4 protein-coding genes are annotated in these 3,097 nt (G+C 67.8%); 1 reads left to right on the plus strand and 3 read right to left on the minus strand.

Features of this window, described 5'->3' with window-relative positions; genetic code table 11:
* Positions 1-618, plus strand: a 618-nt coding sequence (locus H928_RS0112635) for a fumarylacetoacetate hydrolase family protein (protein WP_021026842.1), incomplete at its 5' end; no start/stop codon positions are given.
* 97 nt (positions 619-715) lie between these two features.
* Here H928_RS0112635 and catC read toward each other — a convergent pair.
* The 3 genes from catC to H928_RS27525 all read right to left on the minus strand — a co-directional run bounded on the left by catC (position 716) and on the right by H928_RS27525 (position 2,921).
* Entirely contained in the window at positions 716-1,000 is a 285-nt protein-coding gene (catC, locus tag H928_RS0112640; protein ID WP_021026843.1) for a muconolactone Delta-isomerase, read from the minus strand.
* A gap of 274 nt (positions 1,001-1,274) precedes the next feature.
* A complete protein-coding gene (locus tag H928_RS0112645) occupies positions 1,275-2,039 on the minus strand; it encodes a hypothetical protein (RefSeq protein WP_021026844.1) in 765 nt (254 codons plus the stop codon).
* Between the two features lie 9 nt (positions 2,040-2,048).
* Positions 2,049-2,921, minus strand: coding sequence for a YaiO family outer membrane beta-barrel protein (locus H928_RS27525; protein ID WP_021026845.1), 873 nt, complete (start codon positions 2,919-2,921; stop codon positions 2,049-2,051).
* Positions 2,922-3,097 lie beyond the last annotated feature (176 nt).

Below are 3,097 nucleotides of genomic sequence, written 5' to 3' on the forward strand. Positions count from 1 at the left end.
GACGCCGCCCAAGCGCCCCAGTACTGGAAATCGGGTGGCCCCAGCCGCAGCCAGCCGCTGGGCCATGCGCCTCTGCCACCCCAAGGGGTGCACGGTGGCGGCGCCGATCTGCGTGCCACCCCGTTTTTTCTGCGCGGCGTCGAGGCGGAGATTGCGCTGCGCCTGGGCCGCGCGGTCGATGCGGACCAGGCCGCTGCGCTCGATGAGGCCAGCGCGGCCGAGCTGATCGATGCGATGGCGGTAAGCATCGAGATGGTTGATTCGCGCTGGCAGCAGCAGCTGCAGGCGCCTGCGGCCTTGAAGGCGGCGGACCTGCTCTGCCATGGCGCGCTGGTGCTGGGTGCCTGGCAGCCCTACCGCCCGGTGGATGGCAGCACGCAGCGCTGCACGGTACAGATCGGTGCGCAGCCCGCCCAGGCGTTTGAGCGCAGCTATGGCCTGCAGGACCCGGCCTGGCTGCTGCCGCAGTGGCTGCGCCATGCAACCGCGCACTTTGGCAGCCTGCGCGCCGGCACCGTGGTGACCACCGGCAGCTGGTGCGGCTTGCTGCAGGCCGCAGCTGGCGATGCAGTGCGGGTACAGTTTGACGGCATTGGCGAGCTGCGCGTGCAGCTGTAGTGCGCGCATCCACGCCAGAAAGCACAACGCACACCGTTCGCCATGGGCGAGGGTGTGCGTTGCACAGCGGGTGGCCGGCCCCTGCCGGCGCAGGCTATCAGTTCTGGGCGATGGCCGAGGGGTGCTGGGCCAGCGGCGTGACCGAGATCTTCATGTAGGGGAACAGCGGCAGCGCCTGCAGCAGGCCGTGGAGCTCGTCGTTCGATTCCACATCGAACACGCTGTAGTTCGCATACTCGCCCGCCACGCGCCAGATGTGCTTCCAGCGGCCATCGCGCTGCAGATCTTGCGAATAGGCCTTCTCGCGGGCCTTGATCTCTTGGGCCTGCTCTTGGGGCAGGTCATGGGGAATGTTCACATCCATGCGAACCAGGTACAGCATTGTTTTCTCCTTGGCGGCGCCCCAGCGGGCCTGCCCGGTGGCCGGCCACCGGGCGCCATGGGTCGATCGGTTGGTCCGGGCCCTGCGGACAGGGCCACGGCGCATTGTCCGCCCAGAGGCAAGCCAACAGGGTCTCGTCGGCTAATCGTTGCTTGGGAAACTTTTTGGATCCTGGAGGAGGGGTGGCCGGCTAGGTGCGGCCGGTGAGGTGTGGCCGGCAAGGTGTCCTCGGCTGGGCACGGCCGACTGGGCGCCCCCGGTTAGGCGCCTCCAGCTAGGCGCCCCCTCGCTCAGGCGCTGGTGCAAAGCTCATGAACAGGCCGTAGATGCCCAGCTGCGCCGCAATCTGGGGCAAAAAGCTGAACAGCATGTACAAGGGCAAGGTCACGAGCAGGCTGAACTGCTGGGCCAGCCAGGCGAGCGAGGCGGCCTGCAGCGGGATGCTGACAACCAGCATCAGCATGCCGGTCATCGTAGCGGCGACCTTGTGCAGCACCGGGATCGGGAAGATGTAGAGCACCAGCGCATGCACAGCCGGCAGCAGCCAGAGCATGGCCAGGCCCATGTCCAGGATGTTGTCGGCCAGCAGGCGGTTGACGTCGCTCACGGCCAGCGTGGGCAGGAACTCGTAGGACAGCAGCCCCACGATGCCCAGCAGCGCGACGATGCGCAGGCCGTAGATCAGCGGCAGGCGCTCGCGCGAGAGCACAAAGGACAGTGCCATCAGCCCCAGCGACAGCAGCGCGCCGCCCCACCACTGCCAGAGGTTGGGTGGCGGCACGTAGAAATGCGTGCGCACCACCTCGATGGGCACGCCCAGCAGCGATGTGGTGTGGACCTCCACGCCCTCGCTGCTGCCCAGGCCCAGGTGCGGCCAGGCCCAGCCCAGCACATCGGCCCAGCGGTGCATCAACAGCGGCGCAGCCCACCACAGCACCAGCCAGAAGGCCAGCAGCAGCACCAGCAGCTGGGCGCTGTGCTGCCAGGTCCAGATGTAGCTTCTGAGGCCCCGGTGCTGGCGGGTCATGCGCAACGACATGGCCTGGCCTTAGAAGTCGAAGAACACCGCAGCGCTCAGGCCCTTGCGGTTGTAGTAGGGGTTGCGGTAGAACTGGCCGCCGACCAGGTAGCCCCAGTCCTTGCCCAGCCACTGGCGCCATTGCAGGCTCAGCTCGGTCGACTGGAAGCCGACCTGGTCACCGGCACCGTTGGCGATGGCGCCGGTGGGCAGGTAGCCTTCCTTGCCATGGTCGATGCGGGCGGTGAAGTAGTGCTGCTTTTCGCGGCCCATGGTCAGCGCGGCAAAGCCGCGGTAGCCTTCGACCGAGCCGGGGTTGGACTTGTTGTAGACCACGCCGCCTTCGCCGACCCAGTCATTGGCCGAGTAGTAGGCCACCGACGCGGTGATGCCGGTGTCGCGGTGGATGCCGTCGCGGCTGGCCGACTTCATCAGCGCCAGGCCGGTCACCCACTGCTGGCTCTCGGTCCACTTGCGGTAGATGGCGATGTCGCCGCGGTACTTGTTCTGGAAATCGGCCGAGCCGGAGCTGGCGCCCACCGACATGTACCACCAGGGCGACAAGGTCTGCGTCAGCGACAGCGCGCCCACGGTACCACGCTGGTCAAAGTGGCGCTGGCTGGCCAGGTCCCAGTTCAGCACGGTGCCAGGCTTGAGGCCGACATAGCCACGCACGTACTCGTCGTTCCAGTTGCTGTTGCCGCCGGTCAGGCTGGAAAAGCCCGCGCCGATATCAACGCGGCCGCGCTGGCCGGGCTCGAAGTCTGCGGCCGGTGCTGCCGGCGCGGCGGCGGGCTCGGTGATGGGAGCTGCGGCGCTGGCGGCCGTGGTCTGGGCCATGGCAGGGGCCAGCAAGGCGGCGGCGCTCAGGGCCAGGGAGCTGCGCAGGAAGAAGGTGTTCATGGTGTTCTTGTGTTGGTTTTTAGAGGGAGGTTGGCTGCAGGTGGCGGGCAATCGCGGCGGCAATCTGCACGCCGCTGCTGCCATCGCCAAAGGGGTTGTCTACGGTGACCGGTGGCTGGCCGGGCAACTGGCCCGTGGCCAGCACATGGCTGGCGGCCGAGAGGATGGGGGCAGCC

It is taken from the genome of Comamonas sp. B-9 (genome assembly GCF_000410635.1).
Lineage (GTDB): Bacteria > Pseudomonadota > Gammaproteobacteria > Burkholderiales > Burkholderiaceae_C > Comamonas.

Coding starts and splice junctions, on each gene's coding strand:
- catC (WP_021026843.1), bottom strand. CDS start 1,000: ATGCTGTACCTGGTTCGCATGGATGTGAACATTCCCCATGACCTGCCC.
- H928_RS0112645 (WP_021026844.1), bottom strand. CDS start 2,039: ATGTCGTTGCGCATGACCCGCCAGCACCGGGGCCTCAGAAGCTACATC.
- H928_RS27525 (WP_021026845.1), bottom strand. CDS start 2,921: ATGAACACCTTCTTCCTGCGCAGCTCCCTGGCCCTGAGCGCCGCCGCC.